The 20,825-nt window shown below is 54.4% G+C and carries 15 protein-coding genes, 1 tRNA gene and 5 pseudogenes; 13 read left to right on the top strand and 8 right to left on the bottom strand.

Annotated features, from left to right (window positions below; genetic code table 11):
• A pseudogene (locus CWM52_RS19735) lies at positions 1-313 on the bottom strand (transposase); the annotation flags it as partial.
• Positions 314-383: 70 nt separating this feature from the next.
• Between CWM52_RS19735 and CWM52_RS19730 the strand changes: the two are divergent.
• Genes CWM52_RS19730 through CWM52_RS19720 form a run of 3 tightly spaced genes read left to right on the top strand, consistent with a single transcriptional unit; the run spans position 384 to position 2,721 of the window.
• Positions 384-989: an amino acid ABC transporter permease gene (locus tag CWM52_RS19730; RefSeq protein WP_416308814.1), complete on the top strand. Its 606-nt coding sequence runs from the start codon at positions 384-386 to the stop codon at positions 987-989.
• Positions 990-1,005: 16 nt separating this feature from the next.
• A complete protein-coding gene (locus CWM52_RS19725; RefSeq protein ID WP_100685642.1) occupies positions 1,006-1,785 on the top strand; it encodes an amino acid ABC transporter ATP-binding protein in 780 nt (259 codons plus the stop codon).
• Positions 1,786-1,800: 15 nt separating this feature from the next.
• Positions 1,801-2,721 carry an aminotransferase class IV gene (locus tag CWM52_RS19720; RefSeq protein ID WP_100685637.1) on the top strand — a complete coding sequence of 307 codons (921 nt, stop codon included), beginning with the start codon at positions 1,801-1,803 and terminating at the stop codon, positions 2,719-2,721.
• A 421-nt stretch (positions 2,722-3,142) separates the two neighbouring features.
• Here CWM52_RS19720 and CWM52_RS19715 read toward each other — a convergent pair whose 3' ends face one another.
• The 3 genes from CWM52_RS19715 to CWM52_RS19705 all read right to left on the bottom strand — a co-directional run bounded on the left by CWM52_RS19715 (position 3,143) and on the right by CWM52_RS19705 (position 8,020).
• On the bottom strand, positions 3,143-6,226 hold the full coding sequence (locus CWM52_RS19715) for an efflux RND transporter permease subunit (protein ID WP_100685636.1): 3,084 nt from the start codon (positions 6,224-6,226) through the stop codon (positions 3,143-3,145).
• The gene (locus CWM52_RS19710; protein WP_100685635.1) at positions 6,223-7,332 is read right to left on the bottom strand and encodes an efflux RND transporter periplasmic adaptor subunit; all 1,110 of its coding nucleotides are present in this window, start codon (positions 7,330-7,332) and stop codon (positions 6,223-6,225) included. Before CWM52_RS19710 ends, CWM52_RS19715 begins: the two co-directional genes overlap by 4 nt.
• 73 nt (positions 7,333-7,405) lie before the next feature.
• The gene (locus tag CWM52_RS19705) at positions 7,406-8,020 is read right to left on the bottom strand and encodes a TetR/AcrR family transcriptional regulator (RefSeq protein WP_100685634.1); all 615 of its coding nucleotides are present in this window, start codon (positions 8,018-8,020) and stop codon (positions 7,406-7,408) included.
• Between the two features lie 465 nt (positions 8,021-8,485).
• Here CWM52_RS19705 and CWM52_RS19700 point away from each other — a divergent pair.
• Both CWM52_RS19700 and CWM52_RS27175 read left to right on the top strand, forming a co-directional pair.
• A pseudogene (locus tag CWM52_RS19700) lies at positions 8,486-8,740 on the top strand (IS30 family transposase); the annotation flags it as partial.
• Between the two features lie 29 nt (positions 8,741-8,769).
• Positions 8,770-8,883: pseudogene (locus tag CWM52_RS27175) on the top strand (hypothetical protein); the annotation flags it as partial.
• 110 nt (positions 8,884-8,993) lie between these two features.
• Here the strand turns inward: CWM52_RS27175 and araD are convergent.
• Entirely contained in the window at positions 8,994-9,689 is a 696-nt protein-coding gene (gene araD, locus CWM52_RS19690; protein WP_100685633.1) for an L-ribulose-5-phosphate 4-epimerase, read from the bottom strand.
• Positions 9,690-10,128: 439 nt separating this feature from the next.
• Between araD and CWM52_RS19685 the strand changes: the two genes are divergently transcribed.
• The 7 genes from CWM52_RS19685 to CWM52_RS19655 all read left to right on the top strand — a co-directional run bounded on the left by CWM52_RS19685 (position 10,129) and on the right by CWM52_RS19655 (position 18,208).
• Complete coding sequence (locus tag CWM52_RS19685; RefSeq protein ID WP_100685632.1) at positions 10,129-10,938, top strand: DeoR/GlpR family DNA-binding transcription regulator; 810 nt, start codon at positions 10,129-10,131, stop codon at positions 10,936-10,938.
• Between the two features lie 276 nt (positions 10,939-11,214).
• Positions 11,215-12,219, top strand: a complete 1,005-nt coding sequence (locus CWM52_RS19680; RefSeq protein WP_058670807.1) for a substrate-binding domain-containing protein — start codon at positions 11,215-11,217, stop codon at positions 12,217-12,219.
• Positions 12,220-12,286: 67 nt separating this feature from the next.
• Entirely contained in the window at positions 12,287-13,801 is a 1,515-nt protein-coding gene (locus CWM52_RS19675) for a sugar ABC transporter ATP-binding protein (RefSeq protein WP_058670808.1), read from the top strand.
• Positions 13,794-14,780, top strand: coding sequence for an ABC transporter permease (locus tag CWM52_RS19670; protein WP_058670809.1), 987 nt, complete (start codon positions 13,794-13,796; stop codon positions 14,778-14,780). The genes CWM52_RS19675 and CWM52_RS19670 overlap by 8 nt, the downstream gene beginning before the upstream one ends.
• Before the next feature lie 13 nt (positions 14,781-14,793).
• Positions 14,794-15,840: an ABC transporter permease gene (locus tag CWM52_RS19665; RefSeq protein WP_058670810.1), complete on the top strand. Its 1,047-nt coding sequence runs from the start codon at positions 14,794-14,796 to the stop codon at positions 15,838-15,840.
• Positions 15,840-16,733 (top strand): L-ribulose-5-phosphate 3-epimerase, encoded by an 894-nt coding sequence (locus CWM52_RS19660; RefSeq protein ID WP_058670811.1) that lies wholly within the window; start codon positions 15,840-15,842, stop codon positions 16,731-16,733. The genes CWM52_RS19665 and CWM52_RS19660 overlap by 1 nt, the downstream gene beginning before the upstream one ends.
• Positions 16,730-18,208 carry an FGGY-family carbohydrate kinase gene (locus tag CWM52_RS19655; RefSeq protein ID WP_100685631.1) on the top strand — a complete coding sequence of 493 codons (1,479 nt, stop codon included), beginning with the start codon at positions 16,730-16,732 and terminating at the stop codon, positions 18,206-18,208. Before CWM52_RS19660 ends, CWM52_RS19655 begins: the two co-directional genes overlap by 4 nt.
• Positions 18,209-18,248: 40 nt before the next feature.
• On the opposite strand, the pseudogene CWM52_RS19650 reads toward CWM52_RS19655, so the two are convergent.
• A pseudogene (locus tag CWM52_RS19650) lies at positions 18,249-18,406 on the bottom strand (IS1 family transposase); the annotation flags it as partial.
• A gap of 59 nt (positions 18,407-18,465) precedes the next feature.
• Here CWM52_RS19650 and CWM52_RS26885 point away from each other — a divergent pair.
• A pseudogene (locus CWM52_RS26885) lies at positions 18,466-18,758 on the top strand (hypothetical protein); the annotation flags it as partial.
• Here CWM52_RS26885 and CWM52_RS19640 read toward each other — a convergent pair.
• Positions 18,745-18,832, bottom strand: a tRNA-Ser gene (locus CWM52_RS19640). The pseudogene CWM52_RS26885 and the gene CWM52_RS19640 sit on opposite strands and share 14 nt — an antisense overlap.
• A gap of 144 nt (positions 18,833-18,976) precedes the next feature.
• Positions 18,977-20,605, bottom strand: a complete 1,629-nt coding sequence (locus tag CWM52_RS19635) for an ABC transporter substrate-binding protein (protein ID WP_100685630.1) — start codon at positions 20,603-20,605, stop codon at positions 18,977-18,979.
• Between the last annotated feature and the right edge of the window lie 220 nt (positions 20,606-20,825).

Genomic DNA, 20,825 nt, shown 5'->3' with positions numbered 1-20,825 from the left:
AAACTGCGCGATCAGATAGCTGACCAGCTCACGCTTTATCGCTGGTGTTAAAGCTTTTTTCGATGACGTCTTTCAGGGCCCGGCATTCAAGGCTGAGATCAGCAAACATCTGTTTGAGGCGCCGGTTCTCATCCTCCAGGTCTTTCATCTTTTTGATATCAGAGGCCTCCATCCCGCCAAACTTCGCTTTCCAGTTGTAATAGCTGGCCTCAGAGATACCGGCTTCACGGCAGACATCCTTGACGGTACGTCCGGCTTCGACGGACTTCAAAACGGCAATGATCTGGTGTTCGGTGAATCGGGCTTTACGCATTGTGATCTCCTCAGGGGACATAATCAGTATGTCGGAAGATCTCTAAAAGTGAATGGTCCGGTTTACCGGGATGCTTACAACGCTGGAGCTATGGCTGCTGGCGGGAATTGTCGGCACGCTGATCGGGCTTGCCGTTGGCGTCGTCCGTGCCCGCGGGCCGCGCTATTTTTATCCCCTTACCAGCGCCTTTGTCGAGGTGTTCCGCAATACGCCGGTGCTTATCCAGCTCATCTGGTTCTACTATGCCTTTCCGGTGCTGGTGGGCATTCAGTTTTCCACTTTTGGCGCCGCCGCGCTGGCGTTAACCCTGTATACCGCCGCCTACAGCACCGAGATTTTTCGCGCCGGGCTACAGTCCATCGAACGCGGGCAGTGGGAAGGGGCAAAAGCCTTAGGCATGCCGCAGGGAGTGATGCTGCGGCGTATTATCCTGCCGCAGGTATTTCGCCGTATGTTGCCAGCCCTGACAAACCGCATGATTGAACTGGCGAAGGTGACCTCCCTGGCCTCGATTCTCACGGTTAACGAACTGATGTATCAGGGTCGGCTGCTAAGCAGTACCTGGTATCGCCCGGTTGAAATTTTAACCGTCGTCGCCCTGCTCTATTTTGTGCTGATTTGGCCTGGAAGTTACCTGGCAGCACGTCTGGAGCGCCGCTACCGTCCACACCCTTAATATGATGAGAAAGGCCATGTCAGAGAAAAAAGTCGTCATGCGGATACGCGCCCTGCACAAACGCTTCGGCGAACAGAGCGTATTACAAGGCATCGATTTAGATGTCTATGCGGGCGAGAAAATCGCCCTCATTGGCGGCAGCGGATCCGGTAAGAGCACCCTGCTGCGCTGTCTGAATTTTATGGAAATACCTGGCGACGGCACAGTAGAACTGGACGGCGTTACCCTCGGTAAAATCGACAGCCGCGGTCAGCGGCGCTATAGCGAAAAACAGCTGAGCGATGTTCGCCAGCGCGTGGGGATGGTGTTTCAGCAATTTAATCTCTTCCCGCATCTGACGGTGCTGCAAAATGTCAGCGAAGCCCTGATATCGGTGAAAAAAATGCGCCGCGAAGAGGCGATGCGCATTGCCCACGCGCAGCTGGAAAAAGTGGGGCTCGGCCATAAGCACCAGGCCTGGCCCGGCAGCCTGTCCGGCGGTCAACAGCAGCGCGTCGCTATTGCTCGCGCCCTGGCAATGGCGCCAGAGATAATATTGTTCGATGAGCCCACCTCGTCCCTCGACCCTGAACTCGTGGGGGAAGTGCTGCATACCATCCGTGAACTGGCAGATGAGGGGCGGACGCTGCTGCTGGTCACTCATGAGCTGGGCTTTGCCTGGCATTTCGCCGATCGGGTGATTTTTATCGAAAACGGCGTGATTCATGAAATGGGCACCCCGGAAGAGGTGCTGCGCCATCCACGCCAACCGCGCACCCAGGCCTTCCTTTCCCGTTTCGCTGAACGGGCATTTTAACCGCAAGGAAACGTGATGAGTTTAGATCTCTCCGCTCAAAGCAGTCAGGCGTACCTGCAGGATACGCGCAACGACAATGTGCAGGTGTACGTCAACGGCGAATTCGTTCACCGCGATCGCGCCACGGTCTCCGTTTTCGATTCCGGCTACGTCTGCGGCGACGGGGTCTGGGAGGGGCTGCGGCTGGTGAATGGCAAGCTGATTGCCCTTCAGGCGCATCTCGATCGCCTGTTTGCCGGGGCGGCCGCTATCCAGCTCAATGTCGGCCATAGTCGTGAGGAGCTAACCGATATTATGTACAGCACGCTGAAGATAAACGGTATGACGGACGGCGCCCATCTGCGGCTCATGATCACCCGCGGCAAAAAGCGCACGCCAAATCAGGACCCGCGCTTTATCCTCGGCGGCGCCACTATCGTCTGCGTGGCGGAATATAAGGTTGTGGATGAACAGGCCAAACGGCGCGGCCTTGCCCTGTTCACCTCGACCTATCGTACCAGCGCGCCGGATGTTTTCGATTTGCGTCTTAATTCCCACAGCCGCCTGAATTTGATCCAGGCGCTATTGCAGGCGCTGGACGCCGGCGCAGATGAAGCGCTGATGCTGGACCCGCATGGTTTTGTCGCCAGCTGCAATTCCACCAACTTTTTTATCGTACGTCAGGGCGAGCTGTGGACCTCAAACGGCCTGTACTGCTTTAACGGTATTACCCGCCACACTATCTTGTCACTGGCGCGCCAGCAGGGCCTCGGCGTGCAGGAAAGACCCTTTACCCTTGCCGAAGCCTTCACTGCGGACGAAGCTTTTGTCACCGGAACGCTGGCAGGTATTACCCCGGTAAACAGGCTTGACGGCAGGCGCTTCGACCTCAACGAAAATCCGGTGACCCGACGTATCAGCGGCTGGTATCGAAACTATTTACAGCAGGCGGAGTAACCGCCTGCTGTCAGTGTATTGACAAGAAGTTTGATCGCTTAAACTACTGGCCCCGCGCTGACATCCACATGAGTTATTTGACTTTTCATGCGCGGGAGGTGAAATATTCAGTATGTTAATGCAGGCCAGTTAATCCATAGCGCAGGGTAAACATCCCGATATCTGCTCTTTGGCTGAAATGCGTATGGATTCTGTGCTGTTTTCTACCATTGAATTCGTCTGATATGCAGCCGGTCGCAGCTCAGTTCTGGCGGAATGAAAAAAAACCCGCAGAGATAGAGCGGGTTGATTCAAATACAAATCCATTGAGTGCAAATAACATCACAATAACCGGACGTTATTTTATGACGTCCATCACAAAAAGATCACCCCCCAGTTCGGGGGGGAGCTCTGCTCGTTGTTCATCCCGCGCGCTACGAAGTTATGCCCGTTGTTCCGCATGGGGCTGAATCTCAGGGCGGATCCGGAACCAGATCGCATACATCGCTGGCAAGAAGACCAGCGTCATGATGGTGCCTCCTAACGTTCCGCCAATCAGCGTATAGGCAAGGGTTCCCCAGAACACCGAATGGGTCAGGGGAATAAACGCCAGCACCGCGGCCATTGCTGTCAGGAGTACGGGTCTTGCCCGCTGTACCGTAGCTTCTATCACCGCATGATACGGATCGAGACCTTCCCGCTCGTTATGATGGATTTGGCCGATAAGAATCAACGTATTACGCATAAGGATGCCCGAAAGCGCGATCAGACCGACAAGAGCATTGATGCCAAACGGCTGATTGAACACCAGCAGCGCAGGAACCACGCCGATCAGCCCCAGCGGAGCGGTAAGAAACACCATCACCATGGCCGACATGGAACGTACCTGCAAAATGATGATCAGTAGCGTCAGGGCGACCATTATGGGGAACAACGGCATCATCGCCTGAGTGGCTTTGCCCGATTCCTCAATCGAGCCCGCCATGTCGATGCGGTATCCGGGCGGGAGCGAATCCACAATCGGCTGAAGCTGCTTCATGATGGCGGCGGAAACGTCCGGCGGCTGAAGATTATCGGCAATGTCGCCCCGCACGGTAATGGTGGGCGTGCGATCGCGACGGCGCAGCAACGGGTCTTCCATTGTGACCTCAACCTCGCCGATTTGAGCCAGAGGAATACGCTGTCCGGCATTGCCTGCCAGGGTCAAACCCGCAATTTTCTCCGGATCCAGACGGATATCGCCCGCGGCGCGCCCCATCACCTGAACCGAACGAATATCTTCCCGTACCGAGGTCACGGGAATACCCGATAACAGGAACTGGAGCTGCTGAGCCACGGCATTGGAAGTTAAACCGGTTGCCTGCAGACGGTCCTGATCGAGGGTGAAATGTAAGACCGGGACCTTCGACCCCCAATCGGTGTTGACGGTCCTCATCATCGGGCTTGCCTGCAGCACGGCCTTAACCTTATCGGCGATATCGCGCAATTTATCGCTATCGGGCCCCATCACTCGCCATGCCACCGGGAACGGTGAATAGGGGCCAAACACCAGTTGCGTCACGCGCACGCGCGCTTCAGGCGCCAGCCCGTTGGCCACGGCTTCCCGCAGTCGGAGTTTGAGCGCATCGCGTGATTGCTGACTGTCCGTCAACACCACTATCTTTGCAAACGACGGGTCGGGTAGCTCGGGCGCCATCGCCAGATAAAAACGCGGCGAGCCCTGGCCAATATAGGCGGTAACCATTTTCGCTTCCGGCTGTTTTTGCAAAAACGCCTCTATTTTGGCCGCTGCGGAGCTGGTCTGGCCAATAGAGGTACCGTAGGGCATCTGCACTTCGACCAGAACTTCCGGCCGGTCAGAGGTGGGGAAAAATTGTTTTTTCACCAGCCCCATTCCGAGGATGGCCAGAACGAAAATAGCGACGACGGAACCGGCCACGCCCCATTTCCTTGCGATAACGCGGGCCAGCATACGGCGAAAGCGGTTATAGCTCGGCGTGTCATAGATGGCGCTATGGCCGCCTTCCACTTTGGCAATATCCGCCAGCATCTTCACCCCCAGATACGGCGTGAAAACAACGGCAACCAGCCACGAGGCGATCAGGGCGAGGCCAACAATCCAGAACATATTGCTGGTGTATTCCCCGGCGGTAGACTGGGCAAAGCCATTAGGCATAAAGCCAATGGCCGTCACCAGCGTTCCGGCCAGCATTGGCGCGGCGGTATGGCTCCAGGCGTAGGCTGAAGCGTTAATTCTGTCGTAGCCCTCCTCCATTTTCACCACCATCATTTCGATGGCGATAATGGCGTCATCGACCAGCAGCCCCAGCGCCAGAATGAGCGAGCCGAGGGTGACGCGGTCAAAGTTGATCCCGGCGGCTTCCATCACCACAAAAACAATCGCCAGCGTCAGGGGGACCGCCGCCGCAACCACGACGCCCACGCGCCAGCCCATGCTGACAAAACAGACCATCATCACGACCAGCAGGGCGGCGAAGAACTTGATCATGAATTCGTCGACCGACGCGCTGATATTCACCGCCTGATCGGTGACTTTCGTCAGGGTCATCCCCAGCGGCATACTGGCATTGATTTTTGCCGCTTCGCCATCCAGCGCTTTCCCTAACGCCAGGCCATTCCAGCCTTCGCGCATGACAATCCCCAGCAGCAGCGCCGGCTGATCCTGGTTACGAATCTGCAAAGTGGGAGGGTCTTCGTAACCTCGTTCAACCGTTGCCACATCGGACAACTTGAGCGTCTTACCCTGAGCGATCAATGGCGTATCGCGGATCTTCTGTAATTCATCGAAAGCGCCATCGAGGCGGATAAAAATTTGCGCGCCGCGAGTCTCAATGGAACCCGCCGGGGTTAAGGTGTTCTGGCTGTTCAGCGCATTGAAAATATCCTGCGCAGAGAGCCCCAGCGTCGCCAGACGCTGATGCGAGAAGGAGATATAAATCCGTTCAGCCTGCTCGCCGATAATATTCACTTTCTTCACGCCAGGGACGTGCAGAAACTGCTGGCGTAATCGTTCGGCATCACGAACTAACAGACGCTGCGGCTCTCCTTTCGCTTTCAGCGCAAAGAGCGCGAAGGTCACGTCGGAGAATTCATCGTTAATCATCGGCCCCAGCACGCCGGCGGGGAGATTTTTGGCTTCATCGCCCAACTTTTTTCGCGCCTGATAGAACTCTTCCTGCACCTGAGACGGCGGCGTGCTGTCCTGTAATGACAGCGTGATAAACGCCATGCCGGGGCGGGTATAGGTTTCCGTGCGGTCATACCACTTGAGCTCCTGCAGGCGTTTTTCCAGCGGCTCGGCAACCTGATCCTGGATTTCCTGCGCCGTCGCTCCGGGCCAGACGCTGATAATGGTCATCTGCTTGACCGTAAAGGGCGGATCTTCCGCTCGCCCGAGGCCAAAAAACGCGTAAATACCGGCAATCGTCAGCAGAATAATCAAAAACAGGGTGATCGAGCGCTCGCGTACCGCCAGCGCTGACAGATTGAAGCGTTTTGCGCTCATGGTTTGCTCCCGGCCTGAACAGCATCGTGTTGTTCAGCCAGGTGGACGGCTTCGCCTTCGTGCAGCAGATGTGCCCCTAACGCCACAATCTGCTCGCCCGGCTGCACATCGCCCGTTACCTGCACCGCTTCCTCACCCACGCTAAGCACCTTGACGGGCTGCCAGACGACCGTTATCGGCGGCGCGGTAATTCGCCAGATGCCGGGCCCTTTGCCCGCATCGTAAAGCGCAGCCAGCGGCACCTGCATCACCGGGCGTTCCTCGCTATTTTTTGGGATTTGCAGCGTCACGGTGGCCCCCAGCGGGGCGTTCGCCAGCGGGCCTTCCAGCACATATCGCGCCTCGAAGGTGCGGGTCGCCGCATCGGCAGAATCGGACAGCAGCCGCAGCCTGGCGACGACAGGCTGTGTTTCGTTGCCATAGCGCGTGGCCTGCGCTTCGCTACCAATGGCGGGACGCAACGTTTCCGGCAGTTGCACCAGCGCTTCGCGCTGCCCCGCTCTCGCCAGCCGGATCACCGCCTGCCCGGCGCTGACCACCTGGCCGGGTTCGCCGAGCGTCTCCATTACCACGCCGTCGGAATCGGCCAGCAGTACAGCATAGCCCGTCGCGTTTTGCGCCACGTTTGCCTGAGCCTGGGCGGCGCTGAGATCCGCTGTAGCAGAATCGGCCGTCGCTTTAATCTGGTCATACTCAGATGCGGAGACGGCGCCGGAGGCAACGAGGCCGCGATAGCGCGCCTCATCGCTGGAGGCTTTTCTTGCGCGCGCCCTGGCGGCATCAACAACCTTGCGCTGAGCCAGTGCCTGTAGCTTCAGGTCGACAGGGTCCAGCCGCATCAGCGGCTGACCGCGTTTAACGGTCTGGCCGGTATCAACAAAGCGTTCGAGGATCTTACCCTGCACCCTGAAACCAAGATCGCTTTGCGTTCTTGCAACAACCACACCGGTAAAGGTACGAGAAGTGTTGCTCGCGGGTTCAACGGACGCGGTTCTGACAAGCGGCGGCCGCGTGCGCGGATCGTCATTCGCGGAATTGTCGCCGCAGGCCCCCAGAATGAACGGCAGGAGGCAAACGGCAAAACGGGCTGAATTAAGCCTGAGCATGGGAACCTTTGTGAATTATCAGGATGGGATCCGCATTCTCAGACTAGTGACCAATAAAGTCAATGGTCACAAATCAGGGGGCGAGGCTTCTTAAAATCAGTGAGGAAAGCAGTACCGCTGCTTTGGGAGCCGCTTCGAGATTGAACTGCAGCTGCACGGGGTTAACGAAAGGACACATCACCAGATATACCGCATTGGTGGCCTCGTCCAGCGGCGTTTTCCTTTCAAACTCCCCGTTCTTCCGGCCTTCAGCCAGAATGCTCTCAATCAGTTTCAGCAGATGCGCTGCATACTTTTCCGTTGAAGGCCACTTTTCCCGCGCGGCTACGGCGGCTATGTCGTAAAGCTTGCGATCGTGAAAGAACAGTTCGCTCCCCGCCTCGGTGAGTGCCCCGAAGAGACGACGGAGTTTCTCGCTGGCTGACGGCGCATCGGCGATTGCGGAATCGACTGCCTCCATGATCAACGACAGGCGGTTAGCGCAGATCACCTCGCCGATAGCCTGTTTGGAATCAAAAAACTTATAGATATAGGACTTTGAAAAACCTATAGATTTAGCAAGTTCTGCCACGGTGGTTTTTTCATAGCCATAATGGCCGAAATGCGCAAAAGCGGCTTCGACAATTTGCTCTCGCACGCTGTGATCAAGTGGACCACGTGATGGTGGGACGTTCATATTCTTAGTCATGTTTTCAGCTTAGCGTGATAGCCATTGATTGACAACGCGTAACCATTTTAGAAATTAGTCACAACCTCAGCTTGTTTCAAGGTCGCGCAATGTTCTCCTCGTAGGTGACTGCTGGTACGCAGAGCCGCGGTTTCTTGTGGGATAAGCGGTTGGATCGGCTACGGATACTCCAGTATCGAAATTGTACCAGACAAACCGCCCTGCCAGTAAAAGCGCCGAATTCCTGTCTCAAAGCTTATCTCAATGGCAGAAGTGAATGCCACCGCTGGAATGACCTCTGCCGCACGGGAGAAGAGTGTTCTGTCGCGACAACCTCAGCGACTAGCAGGCTTATCAGGCAAACGGTGGCATGATGCAAAGCGGGAAGCGACTGGCACCTTCCACGACATCAAGGCAAAGGCGATATCAGACTTTGAAGGGGTACGCTCCCTGTCAGCGAAAGGCCACCTGAAGCCCCCCTGACAGAGCCACACCCGGTTTACTGTAGCCACAGATATTCAGGTTTACTTCTGCGATCCTCAATCCCCCTGGCAACGTGGCTCTAATGAAAATACGAACAGATTGCTCAGGCAGTATTTTCCAAAAGGAACTGACTTATCGGTTCACCGCCAACAAAGACTAAACCGTGTTGCCAGGCAGCTCAACGAGAGGCCACGAAAAACACCAGACTATGAATCACCCGCAGAGCGGTTCAATGAGTGTGTTGCATCCATCGGTTGAACTCACAGCCGAAAGCGCAAAGTCGGTCGGCGCAGGTGAATCTGGCGGTGGCGTTCAGTCATTACAACGAGCATCATCCCTACCGTGCGCTGGGGTACCGCTCACCACGGGAATATATACGCAGGAAGTTATCGCAACCGTAAGGGAGAAAAAGCGTCTGGATATATAGGGTCAAATCCACATTACCTAAAACTGGCATGGCCGATCCACCATACCAGAACGAATAAATTCTCTCTTCCTGAGTAAAACGCGATTATTGCCCGTAATACGCATTCACCCCGTGCTTACGCAGGAAGTGTTTATCCAGCAGCGTCTGCTGCATACTGTCAACGCCGGGCTGTAGCTGACGGGTGAACAGATTCATATAGGCGATCTCTTCCAGCACTACGGCATTATGCACGGCATTATCCGCATCGGTGCCCCAGGCAAAGGGACCGTGGCCATTGACCAGCACCGCAGGGATATCCTTCGCGCTAATCCCCTGCTGATTCACCGTTTCCACAATGACATTCCCGGTTTCATGCTCATACTGACCGTTAATTTCCTCATCGCGCATCAGCCGGGTGCAGGGAATCGTGCCATAGAAATAATCGGCGTGAGTGGTGCCCAGCGCCTTTAGCGGCTGACCGGCCTGCGCCCAGATCGTCGCGTGGCGAGAATGAGTATGTACCACGCCGCCGATATGCTCAAAGGCACGATACAGCACCAGATGCGTCGCGGTATCGGAAGAGGGTTTTTTATCACCCTCTACCACTTTCCCGGTTTGCAGATCGACCACCGCCATATCTTCCGGCCGCATATCTTTATAATCCACGCCGGAAGGTTTAATCACCACCAGACCGCATTTACGATCGATTCCGCTGACGTTTCCCCAGGTAAAGGTAACCAGCTTGTGGGCGGGTAATAATAGGTTTGCTTCAAATACCTGTTGTTTTAATTTCTGCAGCATAGTTTAACCTCACGTAATAAAAAATTATTTGCAGATGACGAATAAATCGCTGCAAATATTCATTTCATCAATTAAGAAGGAGCGAATGGTTTATTACGTTACGTCTAATACCCCGCGGCGAAAAGCCTGTGGGAATGGCAAAATTAGCCAAACAAACGAAAACGGTCGAATTTGGTCACAAACGGGCATTTATGACTTGACCATTTATGTTGATTTAAAGCTGTTAATGATTTTTTATCTGCAATAACGCCCGCTTTTAAGTGATAAAAATCACATTAAAATGCAAAAAAGAAATAAAAAACATCAAAACATTGTGATATTTATCACGTTAGGGTATATGAAAAAACCAGCTATCAGGTTTCTTGAAATCAGTCACTTTAAAAATAACTGAAAAGTATGAATATTAGGCCATGTGATAAGCAATGGAATCGGGCTATTTATGTTACAGGCTGAGCGTTACAAGATGATTTGTAGCTATGTGCAACAGAATGGCTCCGCGCTGGTTGCTGAACTGTCGGCTATGTGCAGCGTTTCGCAGGAAACTATCCGCCGCGATTTAAATCTGCTGGAACGTAACAAGAAACTGATTCGCAGCTTTGGCGGCGCAGTGTCACTTGATGACTATGATGACCGCACCCGGCCCGTGCAGGATGCTTTCTACAAAGCGGATACTATCGATTGGGCAGAATCGTTACGCAAAAGAACGGAAGAACATCCCGATATCAAGATGAAACTGGCCAAGGCTGCGCTGCAGTTTATTCAACCCGGCGACTGCATCCTGCTGGATAACAGCAGCACCTGCTGGTTCCTGGCACGACAGATCCCGGATATTGATATCACTGTCGTAACCAACTCGGTCAAAATCATCCAGGCGCTGGCCTGCCGCGATAAAGTGCGTATTATCGGCTGCGGAGGTGAATACTCTGAACGTCACGACGATTTCCACGGCCCGGTGGCGGAAAGCGCGATTCGTAACTTTCAGATCAATACTTTCTTTTTTTCCTGTCAGGGACTGAATCTGGAAAATGGCATTCGTGACGGCAGTGAAATTAACGCCCGCTTAAAGCAGGTGATGCTACAGGTTTCCGGCAAGAAAATTCTGCTGGCCGACTCCAGTAAATTCGATCAGTTCGCATTTTGTAAGATTTGCATGCTCGATGACATTGACATTTTAATCACCAATAAAGTGGCTGAAGAAAGAAACTGGGGAGACAGTCCTGAATTTAGTGTGATTGAAGTTGATAAATAAGTTCTTTAGCGAAAATAAAATCCGTCCGTTCTGACTCAATTAACCAGAACGGTTTTATTACCGTCAATAACAGTAAAAGTTGTAATAAACCGGAACCGAAATACACTATCACCATTGTTTTATTCAATGGCTAAAGCGGATTAATGCATACTTTGCGTTAGCCGTTGCCGCTCATTTTATTTAGCAACGCGCGGTGTAATGGCGAAGGGGAAACCAACCAAATAACGAACTATTCGGCAACGATGAGAATTAAAATAACCTTCTGAGGATCTAATAATGAAAAAATTACTCTTACCCTGTGTAATCGCCTCACTGATCGCTTCATTTTCCACCTGGGCTGATGACGCAGCGGTCCCTCAAAAAGCCAACAAGCCTTTTACCATGGGCGTGGTGGTGAAAGTAGGTGGGATTCCCTGGTTTAACGTGATGGAACAGGGGATTAAAGAAGAAGGTAAAGCCCTGGGTGTGAACGCCTGGCAGGTGGGGCCAACCACCGCCGATCCGGCCGAGCAGGTGCGCGCCATTGAAGATTTGATTGCCAAGAAAGTGGATGTGATTGGCGTGGTACCAAACGACGCCAAAGTGCTGGAACCGGTACTGAAACGCGCGCAGGAAGCGGGTATCAAGGTTATTACCCACGAATCACCGGCACAGGCCAATGCGGACTGGGACTTTGAATTGCTCGACACCCAAACCATGGGCGCTAACCATATGAAAGATATGGCTGCCTGCATGGGTGAAGAAGGCAAATATGCCATGTTCGTTGGCAGCCTGACCGTTCCGCTGGTAAACGACTGGGCCAACGCGGCCATCGCCTACCAGAAAGAACACTATCCGAAAATGCAGCTGGTTGAAGACCGTTTTGGCGTCGCCGAATCGGTAGATGACTCCATGCGTACCGCCAACGACCTGATGTCAAAACACAAAGATCTGAAAGGCATTATGTCCTTCGGCTCGCAGGGCCCAATCGGCGCAGGCCGCGCTATCGACAAGCGTAAGAAAAACAATGATATCTGCGTCTTCGGTACATTTACCCCGGGTCAGGGCATCAAGCTGCTGGAGAAAGGAGCGATCGATGGCGGCTATATCTCTAACCCGATGACCGCCGGCAAGGTCTTTGTGCAGGTGGCGACGGCGATGATGAACGGAGAACCGATCAAAGACGGCGTCAAACTGGGCGACATGGGCGAAATCAAAATCAAAGGCAACACCATCCTCAGCGATAACCCGGAAAAACTGGATGTGGAAAACACCAAACGTCTGGTGAAACTGGGCCTCTGACCCTGAGCCGTATCGCCGGAGCCTTTGCGCTCCGGCTTTATTCACGTCTAACACCAGGGCAAGAACGATGCTTAATAATAACAATGTCGATAATGCCGCCGCGCTGATCACGCTGAACGCGCTGTCAAAAAGCTTTGGCGGTCATCAGGCATTAAAAAACATCACGCTGACCTTAAACCAGGGCGAAGTCCACTGCCTGGCCGGAGCCAACGGCTGCGGTAAAAGTACACTGATTAAAACCATCAGCGGCGTCTACGCGCCCGATGCCGGCAGCGAAATCATCATCGACGACAAAACCCATGCTCGCCTGACGCCCGATCGCGCCAGGGCCTTAGGCATTCAAGTGATTTATCAGGACCTGTCGCTGTTTCCGAATCTGACCGTCGCCGAAAACATTGCCTTCGAATACAACCTTAAGGGCTATTTCGGCTGGTTTAAGCAAAAAAAACTGAAAGAAAAAGCGCAGCAGATCCTCAACGAACTGGCGTTCAATATCGATCCGGACGCGCTGGTGCAGCATCTTCCAATAGCCCAACGTCAGCAAATCGCCATCTGCCGCGCGTTGGTTGCAGATGCCCGGCTGGTGATTATGGATGAGCCCACCGCCTCGCTGACACGTACCGAAGTGAACCAGTTGCTGCGCACAGTGAACTACCTGCGTGATAAAAACATCACTGTGGTCTTCGTCAGCCACCGTCTGGATGAAGTGAAAGAAATTTCCGACCGCATTACCGTGATCCGCGACGGCGAGAAGATCGGCACCTGGGACGCCGCCGCCCTATCCACCGGCAAAATCACCGAGCTGATGACCGGATTAGTCATTGAACACCAGCAGAAGCTGCCGAACGCCGAACTGGGTAAAGTGGTGCTGGAGCTGAATCACCTCAGCCGCAAAGGCCAGTTTGACGATATTTCCCTCCAGCTACATCGTGGCGAAGTACTGGGTCTGTGCGGCCTGCTGGGCTCCGGCCGTACCGAGCTGGCGCTGAGCCTGTTTGGTATCACTCATCCCGATAGCGGCAAGATCCTCCTTGATGGTAAACAGGTACAGATCAAAGACAACACCCAGGCACGAGAAATGGGCATTGCCTATGTTTCAGAAGACCGTCTGACGCTGGGTGCCATTCTGCCGCAGTCGGTTGCCGACAACATGGTGATTTCCATTCTCGATGAGATCAAAACACCGTGGCATATGATCGATGAACAGCGCAAAGACGCGCTGGTGCAGGAGTGGATCAAAGATCTGGATATCAAGGTGACCAACCCGGATAACCCGCTTTCAACCCTTTCCGGCGGCAACCAGCAGAAGGTGGTGCTGGCGAAATGGATACTCACCCGGCCAAAAGTGTTGATTCTTGATGCGCCCACCGTCGGCGTGGATATCGGTGCGAAAGACAGTATCTACAAGTTGATCCACCGCCTGTCCGGCGTCGGTATTTCGGTGCTGCTGATCACTGATGAAGCCCCGGAAGCCTATTACAACTGCGATCGCGTGCTGCATATGAAGCAGGGAAAAATCATTAACGAGTTAATTCCTTCAACGCTGAGCGAACATCAATTCGCGGAGGCCATCAATGGCTAACATTTTTAAAATGCCACGTTCGGTCGAAGGCTGGCTGGGCTGGGTTATCGCGTTAATGCTGGTGCTGTTTTCAACCTTAAGCAGCGAGTTTTTGTCGATCCAGAATCTGCTGGATTTGACCGAAAGCTATGCCGTAACCGGGATTTTCGCGCTGGGTTTATTTGTGGTGCTGGTGACCGGCGGCATTGATATTTCCTTCGCCGCCGTGGCTTCCGTAGCGCAGTATTTTATTGCCTCACTGTTGCTCAACGATGTGATTGCCAGCCCACTGCTGTGCATCGTGCTGGCGATTGTCTGCGGTGTGGTCTTCGGGCTGATTAACGCCGTGCTGATCTACTACCTCAATATCGTCTCGATCATTATCACCATCAGTATGCAGTCGCTGCTGTTCGGCATGCTGATGTGGATTACCAACGGTCATAGCATTTACGACCTGCCCGACTGGTGGATCAGCCAGCGCACTATCCTGCCCTTCGAATACGGCGGCGAAAGCTACCAGGTGGGCCTGCCGGTGGTCGTGATGCTGGGCATGGCGCTGCTGACCTGGCTGCTGCTGAATAAAACCCATATCGGTCGGCAGCTCTACGCCGTCGGCGGCAGCAACGAATCCGCCCGTCGTATCGGCATCCGCGTCTCCGTTATCTATCTGTTTGCCTACGGCTATCTGGGCGCGTCGGCGGCGATTGGCGGCATGCTGCAGGCGTACCGCATGAGCGAAGTGGTGCCTAACGCGCTGGTTGGCGGCGAGCTGGATGTGCTGGCTGCGGCGGTGCTGGGCGGTGCCAGTCTCTCAGGGGGCAGAGGCTCGGTGATCGGCACGCTGATGGGCGTATTCCTGATCGGCATTCTGAAAAACGGCCTGAACCTGATCGGCGTTTCCAGCTATTTCGTCAACATCGTGATTGGCGTCGTTATCGTCGCCGCGATCTGCGTCACCCACTACAAGAAACGCAAAGAAACCGATGTCGGCTTCGTCTGACGGAGACTGTTTAATGAAAAATAAACCCTTTTTACCTCTGGACGGTACCAGCACCGGTCTGCTGGCTATCTGCCTGATTGCCACGGTGGCCTTTTCACTGGCGATGCCGGGCCGCTTTCTGACCGAAAACACCTTTCTGAGCATTGCGTTTCAGTTGCCGGAACTCGGCCTGCTGACCTTTGCGATGTTTGTACCCATGCTGAGCGGCGGCCTGAATCTGTCGATTATCGGCACAGCCAACCTCACCAGCCTGTTTATGGCCTGGCTGCTGATCAACTACATTCCGGTTGATGCCAGCATTGGCATTCAGTTGATGTGGCTGGTACTGGCGCTGCTAGGCGCAGCGGGGATTGCGGTGCTGATTGGCGTACTGACCGGGCTGATGATTTCCCGCGTGGGTGCGCACCCGATTCTGGTGACCCTCGGCAGCATGACGATTATCAGCGGCATTGGGGTGTACCTGACCAAAGGCGCGGCGCTGAGCGGCATGCCGCCGATCGTGCGCAGTATGGGATCGGAAGTGATATGGGGAGTCCCGGTTCCGCTGATTATCTTTATCGTCGCCACCGTATTTTTGGCCTTGCTACTGGGCAGAACGCGCCTCGGCAAAAATATCTACATGTGCGGCAGCAACATTAACGCCACCTGGTTCAGCGGCATCCGCACCGACCGAATCATGATGGCGATTTACGCCATTTCCAGCCTGCTGTGCGTGCTGGCGGGGCTTATCATGATGGCCCGCTTTAACTCGGCGCGCATGGGCTACGGAGACTCCTATCTGCTGCTGACGGTGCTGGCTATTGTGCTGGGCGGAACCGATCCGTTCGGCGGCGTGGGCAAAATTATCCACGTCTTCTGTGCGCTGCTGGTGCTACAGGTTATTGCCACCGGGCTAAGCCTGGCGGGTGTCAGCCTGCACTTCAATCTGGCGGTATGGGGCATCACGCTGATTTTCGCCCTGGCGTTCAAATTCTTTAAAAACAAATGGCAGGCGCAGCGGGCGATGAAGCTGAACCAGAAAAAGCACCGGCAGTTGCTGGCAACACGTGGGGAAAGATAATGCGTAAGCATCCATTAGGGATTTACGAGAAGGCCCTACCGAAAGGGACCAGTTGGGTGGAGAAACTGGCCGTGGCGAAATCCTGCGGGTTTGATTTCGTCGAGATGTCGGTGGATGAAAGCGATGAACGCCTGGCGCGCCTGGACTGGACGCAGGCAGAGCGCATGGAGATCATCCAGGCGATTCAGCAGACCGGCGTGCGTATTCCCACCCTGTGCCTGTCGGCACACCGCCGCTTCCCGTTCGGCAGCCGCGACGCGCAGACCCGCCAGCAGGCGTATGCCATTATGGAAAAAGCAGTGCGGCTGGCGCAAGATTTGGGCATCCGTACCATTCAACTGGCCGGCTACGACGTCTATTACGAACCACAGGACGACGACACTATCGCCCGCTTTGAGGACTCCGTGGCCTGGGCCGTTGAACTGGCCGCCGGGGCACAGGTGATGTGCGCGGTGGAAATCATGGACACGCCGTTTATGAACTCCATCAGCAAGTGGCAGGCGCTGAATCAGAAAATTAACTCGCCATGGTTCACCGTCTATCCCGATATCGGCAACCTCAGCGCCTGGGGAAATGAGGTGGACAGCGAGCTGACCGGCGGTATCGATCGCATTGCGGCTATCCACTTGAAAGATACGCTGCCGGTCACGCCGGACTCGCCGGGCCAGTTCCGCGATGTGCCGTTTGGCGAGGGCTGTGTTGATTTCGTCCAGTTCTTTAAAACCCTGCGCCGCCTGAACTATCGCGGCACCTTCCTGATTGAAATGTGGACGGAAAAAGCCGACGAGCCACTGCTGGAAATCATTCGCGCCCGTCGCTGGATTGAAGACAAAATGGCCGCAGCCGGCTGGGGTGAAACTCGCGCCGCGCTGCTCAGCCCGGAGGCAGTATGAGCCACTACTTTATGGGCGTTGATTTAGGTGGGACGGTAACCAAAGCGGGGATTTACACCGCGGACGGTCTGGAGATCAAAGTCGTTGAGCTGGCAGTACCGCTGCTCAGTGAACAGATGGGGTTCTGCGAACGCGATATGGCAGAGCTGTGGTCCGCCACCAGCCAGGTGATTCGCCAGGTGTTGAAAGACAGCGGTATTGCGGCAGATGCGATTCACGGCGTGAGCTTTTCCGCCCACGGTAAGGGTCTGTACCTGGTGGATAAGCAGGGCCAGCCGGTGCGTAACGGCATCGTCTCCTCCGACTCACGCACACAGCCACTGGTCAGCCGCTGGAAAAGTGAAGGCCGCGACGCCGAAGCTTACGGGCGCAGCCTGCAACAGCTGTGGCCGTCGCATCCGGCGGCGCTGCTCGGCTGGCTGAAGGAGCATGAGCCGGACAGCTATCAGCGCACGGGCTATATTCTGATGGTCCACGACTATATCCGCTACTGCCTGACCGGCAAGTTCGCCTGCGAAGAAACCAATATCTCCGGCAGCAATTTGTTTAACCAGCAGCAGGGGGCATTCGACCCTACTCTGTTTAACATCTTCGGTATTGCAGAGATGGCGGAGAAAGCGCCGCCGGTGATCGGTTCCGCCGAATGCGCCGGATACGTCACCGAACAGGCAGCCGTGCGGTGCGGTTTAAAAGCCGGAACGCCGGTGTTCGGCGGGCTGTTTGACGTTGTCGGCGCAGCGTTGGCCTCGGGCGTACACGACAGTTCCTGCCTGAGCGCCGTAGCAGGCACCTGGAGTATTGCCACTCGCGTTTTCGACTGTATTGAACCGTCTGACTATCCCTACGTGTGGGGGAAATACTGCATTCCCGGCACTTTCTTTGTTCATGAAGGCAGTCCGACCTCGGCCAGCAACCTCGCCTGGTTTGTGCAGCAGTTCTTCCCGGATCTGCCGGACAGCTATCGCCAGCTTAACCAGTGGGCGAAAGACGGCTACGAAAAGGATCTCAACATCCTGTTTTATCCGTGGCTGTACGGCTCCAACTTCCACGATAGCCTGCACGGTGGCTTCCTTGGCTTAAGCGGCCACCACAGCCGGGAAGACATAATCTACGCCATCTATCAGGGCATCGTCTTCTCACATCTGCTGCATCAGGATCGCGTGCAAGATCTGGGCACAGGCAGCGACTTCATCCGCTTTACCGGCGGGCCAACTCATTCGGATATCTGGATGCAAATGTTTTGCGACGCCAGCAACCTGCCGCTGGAAATCGTCGACGTGAAGCAGTCCGGCTGCCGCGCGGCAGCGATTTGTGCGGCGGTGGGGGCCGGTGAATACAGCGATTTCCAGACGGCAATGAAGCACTGCCAGCCGCCCACCCTTCGCCTGGAGCCAAACCCGGCTAAACACGTGATACTGAGAAAACGCTTCGAGCGCTTTAAGCAGATTGCGCAGGCATTAAGTGAAGTGAAGTGAAGTGAAGTGAAGACTCCCGTCTGACGGTCATGACTCCAATTTATGGGTAATGATTTATCGTCAGATAATGTCCAATGACTTTGTCATGCAGTTCCACCGATTTTGAGAACGACAGCGACTTCCTGCCCAGCCTTGCAAGATGCTGCCTCAGATTAAGATTATGTGCTGCGTATACCGATTGCTGATAACGTGCAGCTTCCGCACATCGATTTTTGCTATCACGGCCGAAATTCAGGAAATGAAAAAAATGCCATCGATGGGAGGAAGCAAGACATAAAGCGTCAGTAAAACTGGGGGACGTTCTCGACTGTAGATTCCACTACCTGAAGGAAAAGGTATCTCTGATTACGAAGGAAGCAGTAGAGATAAGCAACTGTTCAGCGGGCATAAAACAGAAAGCCTGGTACTGATATACGACCGTAAAACGAAGGTGTCTTCCACCCTCGATAAACCGCCAACCGAGACTAAATATTCTAAGTCTATTCTAAGAGCCCAAAGCAAAAAGGGGCTACCTTTCGGTAACCCCTTCTTTTATTTGGCGGAAGCGTAGAGATTCGAACTCTAGAACCCTTTCGGGTCGCCGGTTTTCAAGACCGGTGCCTTCAACCGCTCGGCCACGCTTCCGGTATGGGGCGCACTATAAACACCTCTGTTCAGGCTGTAAAGCACGAATTTGTTCAACCGCCTTAAAAATAAACAAAACCGTGTTATTCGTCTGAAATTCAGTCAGTTCGCGCAAAAAATCAACGTCAGTCGGGCTGGCTGTGGTTAATGTTTTTTGATGTACATATCTTTAGTGAAATAGTACCCCAGCTTATCAGGCGTAAATCCCCCCACCCACGGCTTCACCAGGTGCGTGCGAACATAGTGATAAACCGGAACCGCCGGCACCTCTTTCGCCAAAAGATCCTCCGCCTGCTGGTAGTACTTGCCTCGTGCCACCACATCCGACGCTTTGGCGGCATTCTGTAAGGCTTCGTCATAGGCAGGATTACTGTACTGGCTGGTATTCTCACTATCGCCGGTGCGGAAGTTATTCAGGAAAGTAGCGGCATCGTCATAGTCGGCAATCCACGCATAGCGCACCGCGTCAAAATTGTGCGTGTGCATGGTGTCGAGCATCGTCTTCCACTCCTGGTTTTGCAGCTTCGCCTCCACACCGAGGTTTTTCTTCCACATCGAACTGGCGGCGATCGCCACGCGCTGGTGTGATTCCGACGTGTTGTAGAGCAGATTAAACACCAGCGGGTGACTATCCGAGTACCCCGCTTCGCTCAGCAGTTTTTTGGCTTCGGCAATGCGTTTCTCGCGCGGCCAGCTGGCATAATCCGGATTTTGCAGTTTTACGCCGCCAATATCAGGCTGGCTAATCAGCCAGGCCGGGCGTTGTCCCTGCCCCAGTACTTTTTCCGCAATGATGTCTTTATCCAGCGCCATGTTCAGCGCCAACCGGACACGCGGATCGTTAAATGGCGGCCGGGTGGTGTTGAATTCGTAATAATAGGTCGCCAGTTGCGGCGCCACGTTCAGCTGATCGCCCATGGTCTTTTTAAGCTGCGCGAACTGGTTAATCGGCAGCGTATAAACAATGTCGATTTCACCCGCTTTATAACGGTTAACGTCCGCCGCTTCTGAATGAATCGGCAGCCAGGTCACTTTATTGATGACCGTATGCTCATTGTCCCAATAACGCGGGTTGCGTTCGGCCACGATGCGCTCGTTCACGACCCACGCGGACAGCTTATACGGACCGCTGGTCACGATATGCTCCGGTTTGGTCCACTGCTCGCCAAAGCGGTTTACCAGCACTTTATCAATCGGAACCAGCGAAGGGTGCGCCAGCATCGCTAAAAACGCCGCGTTCGGCTGCGTTAATCTAACTTCCAGCGTCGTATCATCAACCGCCTTCACGCCCAGCGTCTCCGGCGCTTTTTTCCCCTCGGCAATCTCCTGCGCGTTGACAATATGCATATTGCCCGGGTAGCTGGAATAAGGTGATGCCGTCAGAGGAGAGACCAGACGCTGCCAGCTCCAGACAATATCCTGCGCGGTAATGGCGGTCCCGTCAGACCAGGTCATGCCCGGACGTAAATGGAAGGTCCAGACGGTGTTCTCTTTATTTTCCCACTTCTCCGCCAGCCGCGGCTGTATTTCACCTGCCGGTGAGACGCTGACCAGCCCCTCGAAAAGATCGCTGATAATATTAAACTCAACGTCACTCTCGACCTTATGCGGATCCAGAGATGCCGGCTCGCTGCCGTTATTTCTCACCAGCTCCTGCTTCTCTGCCAGCACCGTCCCCGGGGGAACCTGAGCGGCAAATACCGTGGCCGTCGTGCAGAGTAGACCGAGAGCCAGCAAAGCCTGCGTGATGTGATTGTATTTTTGTGATTTCATATCCCTTGCCTTTATTATGCTTCGTTTGTACCCTCTCCACACTTAGCCACAGAACAGCAATAACGCAATATCTTTCAGTAACCTATCAGATTCCGATCGGGTTCCTGAAACCAAACACACAAACACACCACCTTTTCATCATTTATTAGCATAATATGCTGCATGATTGCCTCGGGGGTCTAAGTAAAGATGGGTAAAAGCACTATGGCTTCCGTCGTGG

It is taken from the genome of Raoultella sp. T31, assembly GCF_002806725.1.
Taxonomy (GTDB): domain Bacteria; phylum Pseudomonadota; class Gammaproteobacteria; order Enterobacterales; family Enterobacteriaceae; genus Klebsiella; species Klebsiella electrica.
The sequence above is the reverse complement of the archived record's forward strand: the minus strand, read 5'-3'. Positions and strand labels throughout refer to the sequence as shown.